The organism is Streptomyces sp. NPDC101234, assembly GCF_044767525.1.
GTDB lineage: Bacteria > Actinomycetota > Actinomycetes > Streptomycetales > Streptomycetaceae > Streptomyces > Streptomyces sasae.
Window position 1 is genome coordinate 1 of the sequence record NZ_JBIWOA010000005.1, and the last position, 19,181, is coordinate 19,181.

Consider the following 19,181-nt stretch of genomic DNA (forward strand, 5'->3'; position numbering starts at 1 on the left):
CACCCCCCCCCCCCCCGTCCCATTGGGTTTTTTGGGGTTGTTTCCCGTTTGGCGGGGGCCCCCCGGGGGGGGGGGGGGGGGGGGGGGCCCCGCCCCCGGCCCCCCCCCCCCCCCCACAGCTCACTGCCCTATGTCAGCCGATGCCGAAGGGCTGACCCATCTGGCCGAAGCCGAAGCCGGGCTGCTGGTACTGCTGCGGGTACTGCTGCGGGTACTGCTGGCCGTACGGCTGCTGGCCGAAGCCACCGCCCCACTGCTGCTGGCCCTGCTGGCTCTGCTGGCCCTGCTGGCTCTGCTGCACCAGCGTCAGGATCGCGGTCGGCAGCGCCTGCTGCACGGACTGCTCCACGGCGCTGCGCACGCCCTGCACCAGGCTGTGGTGCAGCGCGACGGCCAGGTACGGGTGGGCGTGGTGGGCAATGCCCTGCTGCTGCAGCTGCTGCTGGACCTGCTGGATCTGCTGCAGCGTCTGCTGCATGCGCTGCGCGATCTGCTGGCCCGCCTGCTGGCAGGCCTGCTGGATGGACTGCTGGACGACCTGCGCGAGCTGCTGCTGCGGCCCGGAGATCTGCTGGCCGAACTGCTGCAGGGGCGGGGTACCGGTCATCACCGACATGAACGCTCCGTTCAATGTTACGGGAAGGTCAACATAGAGGATGTTGTTGACCTTTTCGGAATAAATCCGACACATTGAAGCTAGGCAGCACCTGAAACACCCCGCAATCGGGCAAGCCGCCCGGGGCGAGGAATCCCCCGATCGGCTCCGGCGACCGGCGAAGCACCCGAGGATGCGGCAGGATGAACCGGAGGCGGCGGACGACCGCGGGAGGAACAGTGGCATGGATCGCCCACCGGTCACTCTTCGCCGCCAGGCCTCCGGAACCCTGATCGACACTCCGGGTGCGCATCACCAGGCATCACGGAGAGCGTGCATAGACTGGGCAACGCCCGGCCGGCCGAGCTCCCGCGGCCACCGGGGCAAATGGGATATGGGGTAATTGGCAGCCCGACGGTTTCTGGTTCCGTCAGTTCAGGTTCGAGTCCTGGTATCCCAGCAAGCGCGGGACCTTGAGGAAGGCGACGAAAGGGACCCAGGCGGTACGGAGCGGTCTGGAGCAGTCCCGGGAAGCTGCTCGGGCACCACTCCTCGATGGACTCGGCGTGTCTCTCCGCTTCCAGGACCTTCTCGAAGTACGCGGCATGCGGCCCCCGCCTGGCCCTCCGCACGTCCTCGCAACACCGCTCGAAGTACCCGTCCGTCCCCAGTACCCGATCCACATGCCGGGCCAGCTCCAACGGCATCCGCCGCTCGCCGCGTTCGATGTCACCGAGGTGGGACTTGCCGTAGAAGCTGCCCTCGACCAGCTTCTCCAGGGACAGCCCCGCCACCTCCCGCTGCCGCCACCTCCGTGACCACATGTTCGATGTCCGGCTGTGCGCAACGGAGTCGCTGACGAACGTCATCGACCACGTGGGCGAGGGAACACCGGTGACCGTCCGCGTGATCGGCGGGCAGGCGCACGACCGTACCCGGATCGAGGTGACCGACTCCGATCCACGGGCGCTGCCCACCCTGCGCTCCGCCACGGAGACGGAGGAGTCGGGCCGAGGCCTGGCCGTCCTCGACGCGCTGACCGATCGATGGGGTGTGGACCTGGGCCCGGACCGCAAGACGGTCTGGTGCGAGATCGGCCATCCGGCCCTTCGCGAAGAATCCCCGCCGCGGACAACACTGACCGCGCCGCTCATGGGGTTGTGAGGGTTCGGGGAAGGAAGCCGGGCCGTTCTTGCCGTCGGTGTGGGCGCGACAGAGTATCAGCCCCAACTGTCGTCACTTCGGGGGGAGTTACTGTGCCGATCCTGTTCGCTCTGCTGTTGGCCGCCGGGGTGGCCGTCTTGCTGATGCAGGTGGTGCAGCGCCGTGAGCAGCACCGGGAGACGCTGCGGGCCACCGTGTTGCGGACGCAGGTGGAACTGCTCAAGGCTGCTGCGGCCGAACCGGAGCTGGCACGGGCCGCGGCCGGGCCGCAGTTCACCGGCGCGGAGCCCGGAGAGGCCCGTCGGCACCTGTTCTTCGAAGCGCAGATGACCGCCTGGGAACTGCAGTGGCGCATCGGCGCCCTGTCCCAGCACCGGCTCCGCGCGCACGCCTCGGCTCTTCTGGCCGACGAGGAGGGTCGTCGGTACTGGGACCGGACCCGCACCGACCGGGCCGGCCTGGCCGGCGACGACGACAAGCTGCGGACCTTCACCAAGACGTTCGACGACACCCGGCAGACGCTGCGGCCCGCCGACGCACACTGAGACCAGGATCCTGAGAGCCGGACGCCGTAGGCGCGTCCGGCCCTTCGTGCGTCAGGAGCGAACCGGCTCCGCCGTCTCCGGGACGTGCGAGGCGACCACGCGTACGTGGGCCGCGGGCGGGACCGTCTGTCGCCGGTCCACCGCGTACGCCACGCTCGCGACGCCCAGGCCGAGGACCGCCAGGGCCGCGCCCGCCACCGCGGGGGATGTCACGCCGAAGCCCGCCGCCAGTGCCACGCCGCCGATCCAGGCGCCGCCCGCGTTCGCGAGGTTGAGGACGACCGCGAGGGCCGCGCTCCACTCCGCGCGCATCAGGACCGGGAAGAGGAGCAGCACCGCCACCATGGACGCCAGGCCGCCGAAGAGCGTGCCGCGCATCGCGTGGTCGGCGAGGCGGCCGCCGACGAGGTTGCCGATCGTGGCGCCGACGCCGAACAGGGCGAGGAGGAGCGTCACGGTGCCCTCTCCGTAGCCGGCCGACTCCGTCAGCATCGGTGTGATGTAGCTGTACGCGGAGAAGAGGGCGCCGAAGCCGACCACCGTGGTGGCGAGGGCCAGCCAGACCGGGAGGGAGCGGAGGGCGGAGAGTTCGCCGCGCAGCCCGGTCGTGGGGGCCGGGGTGTGGGCGGGATGGATCAGGAAGTGCACCGCGGCCATCGCGGCCACGCCGATCAGGCTCACGCCCAGGAAGGTCGCCCGCCAGCCGAGGTGCTGGCCCATGAGGGTGGCGACCGGGACGCCCGCGATGTTGGCGATCGTCAGGCCCATGAACATCAGGGAGACCGAGCGGGCCTTGCGCTCCGGCGCCACCAGGCCGGTGGCGACGACCGCGCCGACGCCGAAGAAGGCGCCGTGCGGCAGGCCGCTCAGGAAGCGGGCGGCGAGCAGCCAGTCGTAGCCGGGGGCCAGGGCCGAGAGCGCGTTGCCCGCGACGAACAGGGCCATCAGGGAGATGAGGACGGTGCGGCGGGGCATGCGCGCGGTGAGCGCGGCCAGCAGCGGGGCGCCGATGACGACGCCCAGCGCGTACGCCGAGACGAGGTGCCCGGCGGTGGGGATCGAGATGTGCAGGTCGTCGGCGACGTCGGGCAGCAGCCCCATCATCACGAATTCGGTGGTGCCGAGACCAAAAGCGCCGACGGCCAGTGCGAGCAGGGCCAGAGGCATGAAGGGCTTTGCCTTTCGGGGAGCAGGGTTCCGTGCTTTCTAAGTTCAGCTACGGAACAAAGTGTCCCAGCCCAAGTATTCCGACAGGTTACGGCCCGGTGTCCGATTGTCCTGACAAAGGCAACAATACTGCGCTGACCAGCGCTTTTTACGAACCCGATGTGGTCAGGTTCACACGGGCGGCGATCGGAAGGTGGTCGCTCCCGGTCCTCGGCAGGGTCCAGGAGCTCTCCGGTTCCACGCCCTTGACCATGATCTGGTCGATCCTGGCCATCGGGAACGAGGCCGGCCAGCTGAACCCGAAGCCGCTGCCCGCCGCACCCTGTGTGGAGCGCATCTGCGAGGTGACGCCGTTGAGGGAGCGGTCGTTCATCGTGCCGTTGAGGTCGCCGAGGAGGATCACGCGGGGCAGCTGCTCGTCGACGATGGCCTCGCCGAGCGCGTCCGCGCTCGTGTCGCGCTGCCGGGCGGTGAACCCGGCGTTCAGCTTCACCCGGACAGAGGGGAGATGGGCGACGTAGACGGCGAGCGGACCGTCGGGCGTGGCGACCGTGGCCCGCATCGCGCGCGTCCAGCCCAGCTTGATGTCGACGGCCTTCACACCGGTGAGGCGGTACTTGCTCCACAGTCCGACGGTGCCCTCGACCGCGTGGTACCTGTACGTCGACGCCAGCGCTTTCTCGTACGTCGGTACGGCCGTCGCCGTCAGCTCCTCCAGGGCCAGCACATCGGCGCCGGACGCGGCGAGCTTCGCGGCGGTACCGGTCGGGTCGGGGTTCTCGGCGTTGACGTTGTGCGTGGCCACCGTGAAGTCGCCGCCGGTGCCCGACTTGTCGGTGAGCAGTCCGCCGAACAGGTTCAGCCAGACGATCGCCGGGAGCAGGACGGCGATCAGCGCGGTCGCGGACTTGCGCAGGACGCCGAGCAGCAACAGCACCGGGATCAGCAGGCCCAGCCAGGGCAGGAACGTCTCGGTGAGACTGCCGAGGTTGCCGATGGTGTTGGGGATACGGGAGTGCAGCAGCATCACCCCGGCGAGGAGCAGCGCCACGGCGGCGACGACCACACCCCGGCGCCAGATGCGCGGATCGTCGCGCCAGCCGGACAACAGGCGGTTCTTCAGGCGCCGGAACCGGTCCCCCGGACGCTCGGGTCCCGAGCCGCCGTTGTCCGTCTCCGTCATGTACGCCTGCTGCGCCATACCGCCTGCCTCACAACCCGCCGTGCACACCGTCGTCCCCCGGGATACGACCCTAGGGGATGATCGGTTCCGATCCCGACGTCACATGGCGGCCACCGCCGTACGACGTCCGTACGGAAGACGAGGACGAACGAGCCGACAGCGGGGGTTCCGGTTACCGCCGCGCCGGCGGGGACTGTGACGAAACGCGCACACTCCGGCTTACGGCTGCGGCGAGCTGACGGGCCGTAGCCCGGCCAGCACGGAATCGACGATCTGTTCGGCCAGGCCCTCGGGGAGTTCGTCGTCCGGGCGCATCATGGCCCGCAGCAGCATGGGGCCGGTGAACAGGTCGTTGGCCAGGTCCAGGTCGATGTCGGCGTGGAGTTCGCCGTTCCGCTGACCGCGGCGCAGCACCTCCTTGCCGAGTTCGCGCCGGGGGTTCACCACGCTGATGTGGTAGGCCTTCCAGATCCGGGGACTGCTCTTCATCTGGGCGTAGACGTTGTGCAGGATCGCCGACGAACGGTTCACCAGCCCGCGCCGGCGCAGCGACTCCAGCAGGACGACGAGGTCGTCCCGCATGGAGGTGCCGGGGAGTTCGGGGTCGGGGGGCTCGGCGGCGCGCATGACGTCGACGAAGAGCTCCTCCTTGCCGTTCCAGCGGCGGTAGATGGTGGCCTTGCCGACGCCGGCGGTCCGGGCGATGCGCTCGATGGACAGTTCGGCGAGCGGAACGCCGTCCTCCAGGAGCTTCATCACCCCTTCCAGGATGGCGTGTTCCACCGCCTCGCTGCGGGGGCGGCCCCGGGCGGGGCCCTGGGTCCGCGGTCGGCTGTCGGCAAGCGTCACGTCGTACCGTCCTCTCACTGGCTGCGGGAATTCTCCCGCAGCCGCCGCCTCCCCCGTAGTGGCCACCCGGTCATCCGGCCGGTCGTCCGGCCGGTCGTTCACTCCGCCGCTACGACCAACTCCTGTTCCCGCTCGCCCTGCTGGCCGGCCGGCGGCTTGCCCGGCAGCCAGAGGGCCACGACCACGGCGCCGAGCACCGCCACGGCCGAACCGCACAGGGCGGTGATGTGCATGGCGTGCAGGAAGGCGTCGTTGGCGGGGGTGACCAGGGCCTTGCCCTGCGCGCCGAGCTTCCCGGCGACGCCCAGCGTGGCCTCGATCGACTCGCCGGCGGTCTCGCGCAGCCCGGGCGGCAGCGCGCCGAGCTTGCCCTCGATGCCGTTGCGGTAGGACGTGGAGAGCACCGAGCCGAGGACGGCGATGCCGAGGGCGCCGCCGACCTGGCGGAAGGTGTTGCTGAGCGCGGAGGCGGAACCGGCCTTCTCGCGCGGCAGGGCCTGCATGATGACGACCGAGGTCGGCGTCATGATGTGCGCCATGCCGAAGCCCATCAGGAAGAAGACGACCTCCAGGATCCAGATCGGCGTGTCGGCCTCGAAGGTGGCGAAGGCGCCCAGGGTGACGGCGATCAGCACCAGGCCGCCCGCGGTCGTGGCCTTGTTGCCGAACCGGTCCACGACCAGCCGGGCCCGCGGTGCGAAGATCATCTGCGCGGCGGCCAGCGGGAGCAGCAGCAGACCGGACTGCAGCGGCGAGTAGCCGCGCACGCTCTGGGTGTAGAAGACGGAGAAGAAGGTCACGCCCATCAGCGCGAAAAAGACCAGCGCGATGGCGGCCATGGCGGCCGAGAAGACCTTGTTCTTGAAGTAGCCGACGTCCAGGGACGGGTGGTCGCTGCGCTTCTCGAAGATCACGAAGGCGGTGAGCACCGCGAGTCCGGCGGCGATGGTGGCGAGCACCTTGCCGTCGGTGAAGTCGGCGACCTCGCCGCCCTTGATGATGCCGTAGACGAGCAGGACGAGACCGACGACGGACAGGACCACGCCGACGGGGTCGAGGCGGCCGGGCCGCGGGTCGCGCGAGTCGGGCACCAGCCACAGCATCAGCACGAGCGCGACGATCACGATCGGTACGTTGATGAGGAAGACCGAGCCCCACCAGAAGTGGTCGAGCAGCACACCGCCGGTGATCGGGCCGATGGCGATGGCGAGACCGACGCCGCCGGCCCAGATGCCGATGGCCTTGGGCTGTTCCTGACGCTCGAAGACGTTCATCAGGACGGCGAGGGTGGCGGGCATCACGAAGGCGGCGCCGAGGGCCATCAGGGCGCGGTAGGCGATCAGCTGGTCCGCGGAACCGGACTCCGCGGCCAGGGCGGAGCCGACGCCGAACACGGCGATGCCGCCGATCAGCACCTTCTTGCGGCCGAGCCGGTCGCCGACGAGACCGGAGGTGAACAGCAGGCCCGCGAAGACCAGGGTGTAGGCGTTGATCGCCCACTCCAACTGGCTCTGGGTGGCGCCCAGACCGGTCGGGGCCGGGGTGGAGATGGTCTTGATCGCGACGTTCAGGATCGAGTTGTCGAGCACCACGATCAGCAGGCTGAGCATCAGCACGCCGAGGATCGCCCAGCGGCGCCGGTGGACCTCCTCGGGTATTCGCGGGCCGGGTGGAGCGTGGTCGGCAGGAGTTGTCATGGTGCGAGCCTAGGCCCATTTCAATACGGCACCGTCTCGTATCTGAATTCCTTTACCCAGAGCTTACGGAGTGAGGGCGGCGCCCATGGAGCGGGGGCGGCGGTGCTCGATGGATCACACGGCGGTCCCCTGGCCGAGGGCGGCACGAAGTGCCACCATGGAACCGGTCCGGGGACACCGTGAGGGTGCCTCGAGATGACTTGTTAGGAGCCGTTGTCATGACGCAGCTTTCGGCTGCCCAGACTGTGCAGAACAGCCCCTCCGACGGCAGCAGCAAGACGCTGTACGGGGGTAAGGGCACCCGCCGCATCACGGTCCGCGACATCGCCCTCGCCAAGGAACGCGGCGAGAAGTGGCCCATGCTCACCGCGTACGACGCGATGACCGCCTCCGTCTTCGACGAGTCCGGGATCCCGGTGCTCCTGGTCGGCGACTCGGCGGGCAACTGCCACCTCGGGTACGAGTCGACGGTGCCCGTCACCCTGGACGAGATGACGATGCTGTCGGCGGCCGTGGTCCGCGGCACCCAGCGCGCCCTCATCGTCGGCGACCTCCCCTTCGGCTCCTACCAGGAGGGCCCGGTGCAGGCGCTGCGCTCGGCGACCCGGCTGGTGAAGGAGGCCGGCGTCGGCGCGGTCAAGCTGGAGGGCGGCGAGCGGTCTTACGAACAGATCCGGCTGCTCGTCGAGTCGGGTATCCCGGTGATGGCGCACATCGGCCTGACCCCGCAGTCCGTCAACGCGATGGGCTACCGGGTGCAGGGCCGCGGCGAGGAGGCGGCCCAGCAGCTGCTGCGGGACGCGAAGTCGGTCCAGGACGCGGGCGCGTTCGCGGTCGTTCTGGAGCTGGTTCCGGCGGAGCTGGCGGCCGAGGTGACCCGGATGCTGCACATCCCGACGGTCGGCATCGGCGCGGGCCCCGAGACCGACGCGCAGGTCCTGGTCTGGACGGACATGCTGGGCCTGACCTCGGGCCGGGTGCCGAAGTTCGTGAAGAAGTACGCGGACCTGCGCGAGGTGATGGGCGACGCGGCCCGCGCCTACGCCGAGGACGTCGTCGGCGGAACCTTCCCGCTGGAGGAGCACTCCGTCCACTGAGCGCTCCGCCGGAAGTGCCGCGCCGGGCCGTAGATCGTCTGCGGCACCGTCGTGGCTGGTCGCGCAGTTCCTCCCCCAGCCTTCGGCCGGGGGTACCCCCAGCGCCCCTGCGGGGCGCTACCGAGAGCCACTGCGGAAACACCGAGGACAGCCCGCCGATCTTCCCCCGTCGGCGGGCTGTCCGTGCTTTGCGCCTGAACCGGCGCCGCTCTCGCGGACCGGGTGCTCGCCGTCGTGGTTGCTCAATCGATGGTTGCGGTGGTCATCGGGGAGTTGCCGGGGCTGATGACCCGGGCCGTGTGGGTGGTCACGCCCTGCGCGGTACCCGTGTCGGTGGTCTGTCGGACCGTGTAGGCGGGCTGTCGGTGGTTTGTCGGTGGGGGCTGGCACGGTTCTTCCCATGACGCGAATCGACAACAACGCCGTGTCCGTACGGGGGCTGGTGAAGCACTACGGCGACACCAAGGCACTCGACGGAGTTGATCTGGACGTCCGTGAGGGCACCGTGATGGGGGTGCTCGGACCGAACGGGGCCGGCAAGACGACCCTGGTGCGGATCCTGTCCACGCTGCTGAAGCCGGACGCGGGCGCAGCCACCGTCGCCGGGTACGACGTGCTGCGCCAGCCCCGCCAGCTGCGCCGGGTGATCGGACTGACCGGGCAGTACGCCTCGGTCGACGAGAAGCTGCCGGGCTGGGAGAACCTGTACATGATCGGGCGGCTCCTCGACCTGCCGCGCAAGGACGCGCGGGCCCGCGCCGACGAGCTGCTGGAGCGGTTCTCGCTGACCGAGGCCGCCAAGCGGCCGGCGAGCACCTACTCCGGCGGTATGCGCCGCCGGCTCGACCTCGCCGCCTCGATGATCGGACACCCCCAGGTGCTGTACCTGGACGAGCCGACCACCGGTCTCGACCCGCGTACCCGGAACGAGGTGTGGGCCGAGGTCAAGGCGATGGTCGGCGACGGGGTGACCGTGCTGCTGACCACCCAGTACATGGAGGAGGCCGAGCAGCTCGCCTCCGAGCTGACCGTCGTGGACCGCGGGAAGGTCATCGCGAACGGCCGGGTGGAGGAGCTGAAGGCGAAGGTCGGCGGACGGACGCTGCGGGTGCGGCCGGTCGATCCGCTGCAGGTGCGGCCGCTCGCCGAGATGATCGACGAGCTGGGCATCACCGGGCTCGCCTCGACGACCGTGGACCCGGAGAACGGCACCCTGCTGGTGCCGATCCTCAGCGACGAGCAGCTGACCGCCGTGGTCGGCGCCGTCACCGCACGCGGTATCACCATCAGCTCCATCACCACCGAACTGCCCAGCCTGGACGAGGTGTTCCTGTCCCTCACCGGCCATCGCGCCAGTGCCCCGCAGGACGCCACGCCCGCCGACGACCGTCAGGAGGTCGCCGTATGAGCGCCACCACCGTCCCCGTGGCCGCCACCGCCCCCGTGTCCGACGCGCCGATCTCGCTGCGCGCCCATCTGCGCCACACCGGCGCGCTCGTCCGCCGCAACCTGCTGTGGATCCGGCAGGACCCGGAGTCGATGTTCGACGCGCTGCTGATGCCGGTCGTGTTCACGCTGCTGTTCGTCTACGTCTTCGGCGGCTCGATCGGCCAGGCGCTCGGCGGCGGTCAGGACGGGTACGTCCAGTACGTCATCCCGGGCATGATCGCGATGATGAGCATGACGCTCTCGCAGGGCGTCGGCACCGGGTTCAGCCAGGACTTCAACTCCGGTGTCATGGACCGTTTCCGGTCGCTGCCGATCGGGCGCGGCTCGGTGCTGTTCGCGAAGATCTCGGTGGAGCTGGTGCGGATGCTGTTCGCGACCGCCGTGCTCATGATCGTCGCCGTGCTCGTCGGGTTCCACATCAACCACTGGGGCGGGCTGTTCGCCGCCGTGGGCCTGTCCGCGGTGTTCGCCTCGTCGATCATGTGGGTGTTCCTCACCCTGGGCGTGGTCCTGAAGAACGCGCAGTCCGTACAGGCCATGGGGTTCCTGGTGCTGTTCCCGCTGCAGTTCGGCTCGTCGATCTTCGCCCCGACGAACTCGATGCCGGGCTGGCTGCAGTCCTTCACGGACTACAACCCGCTGTCCACGCTCGCCGACGCGGCGCGCGGACTGATGGTGGGCGGCCCGGTCACGCACGACCTGTGGGTGACGCTGGGCTGGTCGGTGGCGATCACGGCGGTCGCGGCGCCGTACGCGATCCACAAGTTCCGTACGAAGAGCTGACGTTCACCGGCACAGGTCAGATCAGGGCGGTGGCCTCCGTGAGGGAGAGGCCACCGCCCTCGGCGTACCCGGACGCATAGGCCCGGTCGTCGCGGAGTGCGGCCCGGACCCGGTTCTCCGCCCGTTCACGGGTGGTGCGCTCCATGCCGACGGAGATGTGGCCGACCGGCAGCAGGGCGTCGGCGGCGCCCAGGCAGCGGGCGGCGTCCCGGGCGCGGGCGCCGCCGTCGGCGCCCGCCAGGGCGACCGCGGCGACGGTCAGGCAGGCGGAGGGCAGATGCGGGGTGATGGCCTCGGTCAGCGGGTCGGCGGCGAGCCGCAGGGCCTGCCTGAGCTTGGCCAGGGCGTCCTCGGGGAGATCTTCGAGGGCGTCCACCCAGGCCTCCTGGGTGAGGATCAGCGCATCGAAGACGACGAAGTGCGAGATCTTGAACTCCTCGCGCAGCAGCCGGAGTTGCTCACGGGCCTCGGCGACGCGGTCGGTCAGCATGAGCCAGGCGGTGAGGAAGAGCCGGGCGGCCGGCATCGCCTCGTTGCTCAGGCTGTCGTTGGAGCTGATCACCTCGCGCAGCAGCCGTTCGCCGCGTTCGGTCTCGCCCTTCTCGATCAGGACGCTGCCGAGGCGGGCGTTGAGCACGGCGATCTGGGCGCCGGCGCCGAGCCGGTCGGCGTGCTCGATGGCCGCCCGGTAGTCGGCGGCCGCCGCCGGATACTCGCCCTTGCGCTCCCGGGACTCGGCCCGCGCCGAGAAGGCCTCGGCGGCGCCCCAGTCGTCCCCGAGGCGCCCGAAGAGCTCCAGTGACTCGTCGGCGTCGCGGGTGGCGTCGGCGGCCCAGTCCGCGCGGTTGGCGAGCAGGTTGGCGCGCATCGCGAGGGCGCCGGCCAGTTCCCACTCGTAGCCGGGCGTCTCACGGCAGGTCTGGACGCCGGCGTCGAGGATGACGCGCAGCCGGTCCATGCCGCGGGTCAGCATCACGGCGAAGAACCAGAACATGCCCGGGGTCCGGCAGGTCTGCGGCAGACCCGGCTCGTAGACCTCGGTGACGGCGCGCATCCTGGCCTGGGCCTCCGGCGTCTGCCAGGCGTCCAGCTCCGTGTCCATGCAGGCCAGATGGGCCAGATGGACCCCGCGCCGGGCCTCGACGAGGGCCTCCCCGGTGTACGGCGGCGGGGTGTCGGTGCAGCGCTCCCACACCGGTTCGGCGCGGCGCACCGGGGCGGCGAAGGGGTCGGGGCCGAGGGCCATGACGTCGGCGCACCAGGTGCGGGTCTCGATGCGCTGGTCGTGCAACTGCCAGTACCGGAACAGGGAGTGGACCAGACAGATCCCCTCCTGCTCGTCGCGCACGGCGACGGCGTGCCGCAGGGCGGTGCGCAGGTTCTCGTACTCCAGCTGGAGCCGCGCGACGGCGGCCCGCTGGCCGGGGCCGCGCAGCAACGGGTCGGTGGTGCGGGCGAGTTCGCGGTAGTACGTCAGATGGGCGCGCTCGGCGGCGGCCCGCTCACCGCTCTCGTCGAGGCGTTCCCCGGCGTACTCGGCGACGGTCTCCAGGAGCCGGTAGCGCATGCCCTCATCGCCCGAAGGGGCGGCCACGACGAGGGACTTGTCGACCAGGGCGCCGAGCGCGTCGAGGGCGGCGGGGCCGCACACGGCCTCGGCGGCGGCCAGGTCGCAGCCGCCCGCGAAGACGGAGAGGCGGCCGAGGACGTCCCGTTCGTCGGCGTCCAGGAGGTCCCAGGACCAGTCGACGACCGCGCGCAGGGTCTGCTGGCGCGGCAGGACCGTACGGCTGCCGGAGGTCAGGAGCCGGAAGCGGTCGTCGAGCCGGTCCGCTATCTGGCGGGGGGTCAGCATCCGGAGCCGGGCGGCGGCCAGTTCGATGGCGAGGGGCAGTCCGTCCAGGCGGCGGCAGATCTCGGCGCAGGCCGCCGCGGTCTCCTCGTCGGCGTCGACCGTGAAGCCGGGCCGGGCCGCTCCGCCCCGGTCGGCGAGCAGCCGGAGCGCCGTCGGCTCGGGCAGCGGCTCCACCGGGCGCAGCAACTCCCCCGGCACTCCGAGGGGTTCGCGGCTGGTGGCCAGGATCGTCAGGTCCGGGCAGCGTTCCAGGAGCCGGGCCGTCAGGTCGGCGGCCGCGTCCACGACATGCTCGCAGTTGTCGAGGATGATCAGCATCCGGCGCCGGGCGCAGTGCTCGACGAGCCGCTCGACCGGGTCGTCGTGCCGGTCGGCGGCGGCCCGCAGGCCCTCGGCGCCGGCGCCGTACAGCACGGTCTCGCGGGCGCCCAGCGCGCTGAGCACGGCCTCGGGGACGGCGGCGGGGTCGTCGACGGGGGCCAGTTCGGCCAGCCACACCCCGTCCCGGGAGGCGTACCGCACGGTCTCGGCGGCCTCCTGCGACAGCCGGGTCTTGCCCGCGCCGCCGGGCCCGAGCAGCGTGACCAGGCGGGCGGCGGCGAGGTCGCCCCGGATGGCCTCGATGTCGGCCTCGCGCCCGACGAAGGAGGTGAGCCGGGCGCGCAGGTTGCCGGGCCGGGACGGTTTCTCCACGGCCGCTGCGGGCGCGAGCAACTCGGTGTGCAGGGCCCGCAGTTCGGGTCCGGGGTCGGAACCGAGGCGGTCGGCGAGGAGACGGCGCACGTCGTCGTGGGCGGCCAGCGCCTCGGCGGTGCGGCCGGTGTTGTGCAGGGCGCGCAGCCGCAGGGCCTGGAGGGGTTCGTCGAGGGGGTGGGCGTCGCACAGGGCGGTCAGCTCGGGCAGCGACTGCTCGGCCTGGCCGAGGGCGAGGGCCGCGGTGTGGCGGCCGCGCAGCGCGTCCAGGCGGCGGACGTCGGCGCGGGCCGCCTCGGCGGCACGGTCGGGCAGGTCGGCGAGGGCCGGGCCGTGCCAGAGGGCGAGGGCGTCGTCGAGGACGGTGGCCGCCTTGGCGGGGTCGCCGTCGGCGAGCGCGCGCAGGCCTTCGCCGGTGAGCCGCTCGAAGCGGTGCAGGTCGACGTCGTCGAGGGCGGCGGTGAGCCGGTAGCCGCCCTCGGTGGAGCCGACGGCGTCCGCGCCGAGCGCCCGCCGCAGCCGGCCGACCAGCGCCTGCAGCGCGCCGCTCGCGTCGGCGGGCGGTTCGTCGCCCCACACCTCGTCGACGAGGTGTCCGGCCGGCACCCCGCGGCCGGGCCGCAGCGCCAGCGCGGTCAGCAGGGCACGCAGCCGCGCCCCGCCCACGGGGACGGCCGTGCCGTCGGGGCGGAGTGCCTGGGTGGTGCCGAGGATCCGGTAGCGCACGGGGTCCATTGTCCCTGGGGACGTCGGCGGCGGTCACGGGGTTTCGAAGGCGGGGGTGTCGGACCCCGGCCGCACGGGCCCCACTGCCGTATGGGCCGCAGGACGTGCACGGTGTCCGGGGCGTCCAGCGTGACGAGGGCGCCGCGGGTGCGGCGGACCCGCCCCAGGCCGTCCACAGTGCCGCGGTCCGCCTCCTCGAACCACCTGGGCAGCCGCCGGCGGGCTCCAGCGTGACGGCAGCACTCCATCCGCAGTCCTCGTAGCACACCTTCAGCAGCGGCATGGCCCCGGCTTCCAGGAACCGAACGCCGGTCGCGATCCGTTCTCACGTGAGCCAAGAGGTATTTCCCCAGCACCTGAAGCGTTTTTCCGCCGTGCCAGGTACGGTCGGACCCGCGTCGACCACCCCAGTCCTCCAGGAGTCCCATCCATGACCGCGACCACCACCCGCCACAGCGACCGGCGGATCAGTCCCGTCTTCGTCGGGATCCTGGCCGTCACCGCGGTCACCGGGTGGGCCACCTGGTCCGGGTTCGCCGAGCAGCCCGGGGTCGCCGTGTTCCTGTTCGTGACGGCGGCCTGGATCGTCTCCCTCTGTCTGCACGAGTACGCGCACGCGCGCACCGCCCTGCACGGCGGTGACATCACGGTGGGCGCGAAGGGCTATCTGACCCTGAACCCGCTGAAGTACACCCATGCGCTGCTGAGCATCGTGCTCCCCGTGCTGTTCGTGATCATGGGCGGGATCGGTCTGCCCGGCGGTGCGGTCTTCATCGAGCGCAGCAGGATCCGCGGCCGCTGGCGGCACAGCCTCATCTCGGCCGCGGGCCCGCTGACGAACGTCCTGTTCGCCGCCGTCTGCACGGCCCCCTTCTGGCTGCACGCCCTGGACGGTGTCCCCGCCGACTTCCGGTTCGCCCTCGCCTTCCTCGCCCTGCTCCAGGTCACGGCCGCGATCCTGAACTTCCTCCCGGTACCGGGCCTGGACGGCTACGGCGTGATCGAGCCCTGGCTGTCGTACAACATCAAGCGGCAGGTGGAGCCGTTCGCGCCGTTCGGCCTGCTGTTCGTGTTCGCGCTGCTGTGGGTGCCGTCGATCAACAGCGTGTTCTTCGACGTGATCGACGCGCTGCTGCGCGGGCTGGGCGTCGACGACTTCTCGCAGTACTGCGGCCAGGAGCTCTACCGCTTCTGGCAGGGCACGAACGAGTACTGCTCCGCCGTCGGCTGACCCCCACGCGCTGTCACGCCGACAGCGGGAACTCCTCGCCCAGCGCCCTGAACACCGCGGTGTTCAGGGCGAACGCGCGTCTGCACTCGGCCACGACGCGCCGCCTCTCCAGGTCGTCGGCGTCCACCGCGTCGAGGAGTTCGCGGTAACCCCGCTTGAAGGCGGCCGGGTTGGCGATGTCCTCGAAGACGTAGAAGCGGACGCCGTCGCCCTTCCGCTCGAAACCCCAGGTCCGCTCCGCCCGGTCGCGGATGATCTGGCCGCCGGAGAGGTCGCCGAGGTACCGCGTGTAGTGGTGGGCGACATAGCCGCCGGGCCACCCCTGCGCACACTCCCGCACCCGCGCCGCGTACGCCTCCGTCGCCGGCAGCGCCGTGAGCCCCGTCCGCCACCCGGGCCCGCGCAGATGCGCGAGGTCCCGCTCCAGCGCCGCCAGCCGGAACAGCTCGGGCCGCACGAAGGGCCCCGCCACCGGATCCGAGGCCAGCCGCATGGTGCCGGCCTCCAGGGCGTCGTACACGAACCACAGCTGCTCGGTGTAGCGCGTGTACGCCTCCACCCCCAGCCGGCCGCCGAGCAGGTCGCTCATGAACGTCGAGGTCTTCGCCTCCATGTGCTGCTGGTGGGACGCGGTGCGGATGAGTGTCGAGAACGAGTCCATGGGCAACACCCTCTAAGGTAAGCCTTACCTAAGTCAACACCCTTACCGACACTTCGTCGGTAAAGTTACCGACACTGTGTCGGTAAAAGGCTACAAGAAAAGCCCCGCCCCGGCAGGGGCGGGGTCACGGGACCGCTACGGCAGGGTGAGGATGTCCGCGCCGATGTCGGTCACCACGAGCGTGTGCTCGAACTGCGCGGTGCGCTTGCGGTCCTTGGTGACGACGGTCCAGCCGTCGTCCCACATGTCGTACTCGTACGTCCCGAGCGTCAGCATCGGCTCGATGGTGAAGGTCATCCCGGGGTGCATCACGGTCGTCGCGTGCGGGCTGTCGTAGTGCGGGATGATCAGCCCGGAGTGGAACGACGAGTTGATCCCGTGGCCCGTGAAGTCACGCACCACCCCGTACCCGAAGCGCTTGGCGTACGACTCGATGACCCGGCCGATGATGTTGATCTGCCGGCCCGGCTTGACCGCCTTGATCGCGCGGTCGAGGGACTCCCGGGTCCGCTCGACCAGCAGCCGGCTCTCGTCGTCCACGTCACCGACCAGGTAGGTCGCGTTGTTGTCGCCGTGCACCCCGCCGATGTACGCGGTCACGTCCAGGTTGACGATGTCACCGTCCTGGAGCACCGTCGTGTCCGGAATGCCGTGGCAGATCACCTCGTTGACGCTGGTGCACAGGGACTTGGGGAAGCCCCGGTAGCCGAGCGTGGAGGGGTAGGCCCCGTGGTCGCACATGTAGTCGTGCGCGACCTTGTCGAGCTGATCGGTGGTCACACCCGGCGCGACGAGCTTCGCGGCCTCGGCCATCGCCTGCGCGGCGATACGGCCGGCGATCCGCATCGCCTCGATGATCTCCGGGGTCTGCACCTCGGGCCCGGTGTACGGGGTCGGCGCGGGTTTACCGACGTACTCGGGGCGGCGGATGTTTCCGGGTACCGAACGGGTGGGAGAGAGCTCCCCTGGTACGAGCAGCGACTGGCCAGACATGCCAGCGAGTCTAACCAGCGGGCATGGGGGAACATGTGGATGGTGAAAGGAGCCGGTCATGGCCCTGTTCAAGAAGCGGACCGTCGCGAAGGCGGGCGAGTGGTACTACTGCCTGCAGCACAAGAAGGTCGAGGAGGGTCCCGAGTGCCCCGCCAAGGACCGGTTCGGCCCTTACGCCACCCGTGCGGAGGCCGAGCACGCGATGGAGATCGCGCGGGAGCGCAACCTCCAGTGGGAGAACGATCCACGGTGGCACGACGCGCCGGCGGGCGACTCCTCGGAAGAGGACTGATCAGGACCGATCAAGGCTGATCAGGGCTGGGTGGGGGCCGCGGCGGCCATCCGCTGGGCCCGCAGCCGTACAGCGTGTTCGTCGGTCCGCGCGTCGTACGACATCAGGGCGGGCAGGCACAGGGCCAGCAGGCCGACCGCACCCGTGCACAGCAGGCCGCCCGCACCCACGGACGCCCGTACGCCCAGCCATCCGGCCATCCCACCGGCCCGGACCTGGCCGAGGGTCGGGCCCACGGAGTACGACAGCAGCTCGATCCCGGCGAGGCGGCCGCGCAGCTCGTCGGGGATCGTCTGGTTCCACATCGCGCCGCGGAAGATCCCGCTGACCATGTCACAGCCGCCCGCGACGACGAGGAACAGCAGCACCAGCCATACGTTCGCCACGGCACCGGCGGCGGCGATCGCGAGGCCCCACAGCGCGGCGGCCAGCACCACCATCCGCCCGTGCCGGTGCACGCGGGACGTCCAGCCGCTGACGAGGCTCACGATGAGCGCCCCGGCCGGGACACTCGCGTACATCAGCCCCAGCGACCACTCCGCGTGCAACTCGTCGGCCAGGAACGGGAGTACGGCGAGCGGCATCGCCAGAAACATCGCCGCGAGGTCGACGGCGTAGGTGCCGAGGAGTTCCTTGCGGCTCCAGGCGTAGCGGGCGCCCTCGGCGATGGACCGGAGGGAGGGCCTGGCGGCCTCATGAGACGCCGGGGACGCGGCGATGGGGACGATCAGGACGACGGAGACCAGGAACGTCACGAGATCGGCGCCGTACGCCCAGCCGAGTCCCGCGTACGCCACGACCAGGCCGGCGACGGCCGGGCCCGCGACGCCGCCGACCGTCCAGCGGAACGAGTTGAGGGCCGCCGCGGCCGGGAGGTCGTCGTGGGCGACGATCCTGGGCCAGAGCGAGTCGAGGGCCGGGCGCTGGACCGACCCGAGGGCGGCGGAGAGGGCGGCGACGGCGTACAGCGGCCATACGGCGGGGTGCGGCAGCAGGGCGTTGACCAGCAGTCCCGCGCTGAGCAGCCCCTGACCGGCCTCGGTCCGGACGATCAGCGTGCGCTTGTCGAGGGCGTCGGCGAGGGCGCCGCCGTACAGCCCGAAGAGGATGAGCGGCAGCAACTCGACGGCGCCGACGGCTCCTACGGCGGCCGCGGACCCGGTGAGGTCCTTGATCTGCACGGGGAGCGCGACGAACGTCAGGAAACTCCCGAAGTTGCTGACGAGCCCGGAGACCCACAGCCGCCGGAAGTCGACGGAGGCGTTCCAGGGGGCGAGGTCGGGAAGCAGACGTCTCACGCCGCCCCATGCTGAACGCTGCGCTCGGCACCAGCAAACCCTTTTCGCCCACCCACCCGACTCGGTTGATGGAGAGGCGAGGTGAGGGGGTGCGCGGGGCCGACTCGATCGGTAGAGGGCGAGCGGCCGGAGCCCGGAGGCAGTTGGATCCGGTGCAGCCCGGTGGGGGCTGGTCGCGCAGTTCCCCCACCCTTCCGTCGCGGCCGACGCCTCCCCACCCTCCCTCGGTACTGCCGAAGGCAGTTGACCGGGCGAGTCGGGTGGGTGGGCGGGCAAGTCACCAGGGGGTCGGCGGCGGGGCCGTTACCGCTTCCGCCAGGCGGGCCAGGCGGTCCCTGAAGCGGCGGCGGCCCCGGGGGGACGGGCCGTTCTCACCCGTCGCCGCGCTCACCAGGTGCTGGACCGTGTCCAGGTCCAGCTCCGCGCCCTCGGGGACCGTGAGCGCCTCGTGGGCCATCGTGGTCAGCGCGTCGTCCGCGGTGGTGGAGAGCGCCAGGACCGTCACCCCGGCCCGGCGGGCCGCGTGGACGTGGTCCAGGAGGGGTACCGACTCGCCCGGCGCCACGACCAGGAGCGTCTCGCCCCGGCGGGCCGCCTCGATACGGCCGGGGCCGACCGCGAGGTGCGCCGGGTCGGTGGGGCGAGCGTCGTGTCGTACCAGCGTCGGCGCCAGTTCCGGCGTGCCGGACCACGCCGCCTCGTCCACCAGATGCGCGGCGAGATGCCACGGCTCGTACTCCGGGGTGCCGAGCAGAAGCAGTCCGCCGCCGTGCGTGACCACCGAGCCCCGCAGCGCACCCGCAAATCTCCGCGTCGCCCCCAACCACTCGGTCCCGGCGAGCACTTCGCGCAACAATGCGACCCGTACAGCGTCCATGTCATCGCATACTGCCGCAATCGGTC

17 protein-coding genes, 1 tRNA gene and 1 pseudogene are annotated in these 19,181 nt (G+C 71.1%); 8 read left to right on the forward strand and 11 right to left on the reverse strand.

Annotation, left to right across the window (positions count from 1 at the left end; translation table 11 throughout):
- Positions 1–133 precede the first annotated feature (133 nt).
- A complete protein-coding gene (locus ACIRR9_RS10670) occupies positions 134–616 on the reverse strand; it encodes a hypothetical protein (RefSeq protein WP_403749742.1) in 483 nt (160 codons plus the stop codon).
- Positions 617–983: 367 nt separating this feature from the next.
- Between ACIRR9_RS10670 and ACIRR9_RS10675 the strand changes: the two genes are divergently transcribed.
- Positions 984–1,055 (forward strand) — tRNA-Gln (locus ACIRR9_RS10675).
- Positions 1,056–1,098: 43 nt separating this feature from the next.
- Here ACIRR9_RS10675 and ACIRR9_RS10680 read toward each other — a convergent pair.
- A pseudogene (locus tag ACIRR9_RS10680) lies at positions 1,099–1,419 on the reverse strand (helix-turn-helix domain-containing protein); the annotation flags it as partial.
- On the opposite strand from ACIRR9_RS10680, the gene ACIRR9_RS10685 reads away from it, so the two are divergent.
- Both ACIRR9_RS10685 and ACIRR9_RS10690 read left to right on the forward strand, forming a co-directional pair.
- Entirely contained in the window at positions 1,418–1,759 is a 342-nt protein-coding gene (locus ACIRR9_RS10685) for an ATP-binding protein (protein WP_403749744.1), read from the forward strand. The pseudogene ACIRR9_RS10680 and the gene ACIRR9_RS10685 overlap by 2 nt on opposite strands.
- A 92-nt stretch (positions 1,760–1,851) precedes the next feature.
- Positions 1,852–2,304, forward strand: a complete 453-nt coding sequence (locus ACIRR9_RS10690; protein WP_403749747.1) for a DUF6082 family protein — start codon at positions 1,852–1,854, stop codon at positions 2,302–2,304.
- 51 nt (positions 2,305–2,355) lie between these two features.
- Here the strand turns inward: ACIRR9_RS10690 and ACIRR9_RS10695 are convergent, their stop codons facing one another.
- The 4 genes from ACIRR9_RS10695 to ACIRR9_RS10710 form a co-directional block, all read right to left on the reverse strand.
- Complete coding sequence (locus ACIRR9_RS10695) at positions 2,356–3,471, reverse strand: MFS transporter (RefSeq protein ID WP_403749749.1); 1,116 nt, start codon at positions 3,469–3,471, stop codon at positions 2,356–2,358.
- 148 nt (positions 3,472–3,619) lie between these two features.
- Positions 3,620–4,672, reverse strand: coding sequence for an endonuclease/exonuclease/phosphatase family protein (locus ACIRR9_RS10700; protein WP_403749752.1), 1,053 nt, complete (start codon positions 4,670–4,672; stop codon positions 3,620–3,622).
- Between the two features lie 201 nt (positions 4,673–4,873).
- Positions 4,874–5,503: a TetR/AcrR family transcriptional regulator gene (locus ACIRR9_RS10705; RefSeq protein ID WP_403749755.1), complete on the reverse strand. Its 630-nt coding sequence runs from the start codon at positions 5,501–5,503 to the stop codon at positions 4,874–4,876.
- Between the two features lie 98 nt (positions 5,504–5,601).
- On the reverse strand, positions 5,602–7,200 hold the full coding sequence (locus tag ACIRR9_RS10710; RefSeq protein WP_403749757.1) for an MFS transporter: 1,599 nt from the start codon (positions 7,198–7,200) through the stop codon (positions 5,602–5,604).
- 218 nt (positions 7,201–7,418) lie between these two features.
- On the opposite strand from ACIRR9_RS10710, the gene panB reads away from it, so the two are divergent.
- The 3 genes from panB to ACIRR9_RS10725 all read left to right on the forward strand — a co-directional run bounded on the left by panB (position 7,419) and on the right by ACIRR9_RS10725 (position 10,529).
- A complete protein-coding gene (gene panB / locus ACIRR9_RS10715; RefSeq protein ID WP_403749760.1) occupies positions 7,419–8,297 on the forward strand; it encodes a 3-methyl-2-oxobutanoate hydroxymethyltransferase in 879 nt (292 codons plus the stop codon).
- Positions 8,298–8,697: 400 nt separating this feature from the next.
- On the forward strand, positions 8,698–9,705 hold the full coding sequence (locus ACIRR9_RS10720) for an ATP-binding cassette domain-containing protein (protein WP_403749761.1): 1,008 nt from the start codon (positions 8,698–8,700) through the stop codon (positions 9,703–9,705).
- Complete coding sequence (locus tag ACIRR9_RS10725; protein ID WP_403749762.1) at positions 9,702–10,529, forward strand: ABC transporter permease; 828 nt, start codon at positions 9,702–9,704, stop codon at positions 10,527–10,529. Before ACIRR9_RS10720 ends, ACIRR9_RS10725 begins: the two co-directional genes overlap by 4 nt.
- A 16-nt stretch (positions 10,530–10,545) precedes the next feature.
- On the opposite strand, the gene ACIRR9_RS10730 is transcribed toward ACIRR9_RS10725, so the two are convergent.
- On the reverse strand, positions 10,546–13,812 hold the full coding sequence (locus ACIRR9_RS10730) for a BTAD domain-containing putative transcriptional regulator (protein ID WP_403749764.1): 3,267 nt from the start codon (positions 13,810–13,812) through the stop codon (positions 10,546–10,548).
- 421 nt (positions 13,813–14,233) lie between these two features.
- Here ACIRR9_RS10730 and ACIRR9_RS10735 point away from each other — a divergent pair, with 421 nt between their 5' ends.
- On the forward strand, positions 14,234–15,034 hold the full coding sequence (locus ACIRR9_RS10735) for a site-2 protease family protein (RefSeq protein WP_365345954.1): 801 nt from the start codon (positions 14,234–14,236) through the stop codon (positions 15,032–15,034).
- 13 nt (positions 15,035–15,047) lie between these two features.
- Here the strand turns inward: ACIRR9_RS10735 and ACIRR9_RS10740 are convergent, their stop codons facing one another.
- Both ACIRR9_RS10740 and map read right to left on the reverse strand, forming a co-directional pair.
- Positions 15,048–15,695, reverse strand: coding sequence for a heme oxygenase (biliverdin-producing) (locus tag ACIRR9_RS10740; protein ID WP_403749765.1), 648 nt, complete (start codon positions 15,693–15,695; stop codon positions 15,048–15,050).
- Positions 15,696–15,830: 135 nt separating this feature from the next.
- On the reverse strand, positions 15,831–16,688 hold the full coding sequence (gene map / locus ACIRR9_RS10745; RefSeq protein ID WP_403749767.1) for a type I methionyl aminopeptidase: 858 nt from the start codon (positions 16,686–16,688) through the stop codon (positions 15,831–15,833).
- A gap of 58 nt (positions 16,689–16,746) precedes the next feature.
- On the opposite strand from map, the gene ACIRR9_RS10750 reads away from it, so the two are divergent.
- Positions 16,747–16,980 (forward strand): hypothetical protein, encoded by a 234-nt coding sequence (locus ACIRR9_RS10750; RefSeq protein ID WP_123977704.1) that lies wholly within the window; start codon positions 16,747–16,749, stop codon positions 16,978–16,980.
- A gap of 20 nt (positions 16,981–17,000) precedes the next feature.
- On the opposite strand, the gene ACIRR9_RS10755 is transcribed toward ACIRR9_RS10750, so the two are convergent.
- Together ACIRR9_RS10755 and ACIRR9_RS10760 are read right to left on the reverse strand one after the other, a co-directional pair.
- A complete protein-coding gene (locus ACIRR9_RS10755) occupies positions 17,001–18,278 on the reverse strand; it encodes an MFS transporter (protein WP_365345946.1) in 1,278 nt (425 codons plus the stop codon).
- Positions 18,279–18,555: 277 nt separating this feature from the next.
- Entirely contained in the window at positions 18,556–19,155 is a 600-nt protein-coding gene (locus ACIRR9_RS10760; RefSeq protein ID WP_365336898.1) for a hypothetical protein, read from the reverse strand.
- Between the last annotated feature and the right edge of the window lie 26 nt (positions 19,156–19,181).

Excerpts from the sequence above, each read along its gene's own strand:
- ACIRR9_RS10725 (WP_403749762.1), top strand. The coding sequence starts at position 9,702 with ATGAGCGCCACCACCGTCCCCGTGGCCGCCACCGCCCCCGTGTCCGAC.
- ACIRR9_RS10685 (WP_403749744.1), top strand. The coding sequence starts at position 1,418 with ATGTTCGATGTCCGGCTGTGCGCAACGGAGTCGCTGACGAACGTCATC.
- map (WP_403749767.1), bottom strand. The coding sequence starts at position 16,688 with ATGTCTGGCCAGTCGCTGCTCGTACCAGGGGAGCTCTCTCCCACCCGT.
- ACIRR9_RS10760 (WP_365336898.1), bottom strand. The coding sequence starts at position 19,155 with ATGGACGCTGTACGGGTCGCATTGTTGCGCGAAGTGCTCGCCGGGACC.
- ACIRR9_RS10735 (WP_365345954.1), top strand. The coding sequence starts at position 14,234 with ATGACCGCGACCACCACCCGCCACAGCGACCGGCGGATCAGTCCCGTC.
- ACIRR9_RS10700 (WP_403749752.1), bottom strand. The coding sequence starts at position 4,672 with ATGGCGCAGCAGGCGTACATGACGGAGACGGACAACGGCGGCTCGGGA.
- ACIRR9_RS10670 (WP_403749742.1), bottom strand. The coding sequence starts at position 616 with ATGTCGGTGATGACCGGTACCCCGCCCCTGCAGCAGTTCGGCCAGCAG.
- ACIRR9_RS10720 (WP_403749761.1), top strand. The coding sequence starts at position 8,698 with ATGACGCGAATCGACAACAACGCCGTGTCCGTACGGGGGCTGGTGAAG.
- panB (WP_403749760.1), top strand. The coding sequence starts at position 7,419 with ATGACGCAGCTTTCGGCTGCCCAGACTGTGCAGAACAGCCCCTCCGAC.
- ACIRR9_RS10695 (WP_403749749.1), bottom strand. The coding sequence starts at position 3,471 with ATGCCTCTGGCCCTGCTCGCACTGGCCGTCGGCGCTTTTGGTCTCGGC.
- ACIRR9_RS10750 (WP_123977704.1), top strand. The coding sequence starts at position 16,747 with ATGGCCCTGTTCAAGAAGCGGACCGTCGCGAAGGCGGGCGAGTGGTAC.
- ACIRR9_RS10740 (WP_403749765.1), bottom strand. The coding sequence starts at position 15,695 with ATGGACTCGTTCTCGACACTCATCCGCACCGCGTCCCACCAGCAGCAC.
- ACIRR9_RS10710 (WP_403749757.1), bottom strand. The coding sequence starts at position 7,200 with ATGACAACTCCTGCCGACCACGCTCCACCCGGCCCGCGAATACCCGAG.
- ACIRR9_RS10730 (WP_403749764.1), bottom strand. The coding sequence starts at position 13,812 with ATGGACCCCGTGCGCTACCGGATCCTCGGCACCACCCAGGCACTCCGC.